Here is a 1,275-nt window from a genome sequence, read left to right as displayed (position 1 = left end):
TGATGTGTGTTGATAAAAACGGAGGCTTTCGCTTGGGAGGATTCTAGACAGCCAACCTGTAAAAGTCCTCTGCCATTTGATTTGGTGTCTTAAAATCCAATCCTTTTTGGATTCTTTGCTGATTATAAAATAGCTCTATGTATTTTGTAATATCTGCTTTCGCTTTTTCCCTCGTTTCATAAGTACGATGGTGTATAAGTTCATTCTTTAATATGCCCCAGAAGCTTTCAATTGGTGCATTATCAAAGCAGTCTCCACGCTTACTCATTGAACCTTGAAAATCATATTTTTCAATCATATTTCGATATACATGACTGCAATATTGACTGCCTCTGTCTGAGTGAACAATTAAGCCTTGTGGCGGTTTTTGATTCCGAATAGCCATTTTAAGAGCATCACAGACCAACTGTGCTGTCATACGTTCATTTAGACTATAGCCAACAACCTGCTTTGTATAAAGATCCTTTGAAGCAGCCAGATATAGCCATCCTTCGTTTGTCCAAATGTAGGTAATGTCACTTACCCACGCGTGGTTTGGAGTGCTCACGTTAAATTTTTGCTCTAATAAGTTTTTGTAGACGGGACGGTTGTGATCACTGTTTGTTGTTCTTTTAAAGCGCTTATGGCGCTTGCAAAAGAGTTTATTGACCTTCTTTATTGTACGTACTGCATATTGGCTAATTTGAACACCTTGAGCGTGTAAATGCTTACTCAGGCGAATATAGCCATAGCTTTCATTGGTCTCCTGATGTGCTATTTTCACCATGATAGTCTGCTGATTTCTTCGAATTTGTTTTTGGCTTAAGCCACTTTTCAACCACTCATAAAATCTTGATACTGAAACTTTTAACAGCTTCGCCATCATGGTGATTGGGTATGTATCTTTATACTGTTTCATGCAGGCGTACCTCACTGACTTTCTTTGGCAAAGTACGCTACTGCTTTTTTTAAGAATTCTCTTTCCAATTCCGCAGTTTTAAGTTGCTGTTTCAGCTTCTTATTTTCTTCGAGCAGAGCAGCAAGTTCAGGGGAATATTGTTGTGTTCCAACTAATGTTCCAGATTTAGCTTTGCTGTACCAATTGGAAAGCGTTTGCATGGATATGCCAAGCTGTCTTGCTGTTTCCGAAACATTGCCTTTATTTTCTTCAATCTGTTTTATAGCTTCAGCTTTGAATTCCGCTGTATAAAACTTTGGTTTTTTGCTCATGGTAAACTCCTGATGAGTACGTTTAGTTTACCAAGTGAAAGCTTCCGTTTTTATCAGCACACATCA

Annotated in this window: 1 protein-coding gene; it reads right to left on the bottom strand. The window is 38.4% G+C overall.

The features are described from left to right. Positions 1-43: 43 nt before the first annotated feature. A protein-coding gene (locus E2B99_RS12800; RefSeq protein ID WP_125316795.1) for an IS3 family transposase occupies positions 44-1,209 on the bottom strand; the annotation gives its coding sequence in 2 pieces (ribosomal slippage) (positions 44-942 and positions 942-1,209; 1,167 coding nt in all). Positions 1,210-1,275: the final 66 nt, after the last annotated feature.

Source organism: Alkanindiges illinoisensis (assembly GCF_004377485.1).
In the GTDB taxonomy this organism is placed as follows: Bacteria; Pseudomonadota; Gammaproteobacteria; order Pseudomonadales; family Moraxellaceae; genus Alkanindiges; species Alkanindiges illinoisensis_A.
Note: the sequence above shows the minus strand (reverse complement) of the source record. Positions and strands in the feature narration are given on the sequence as shown.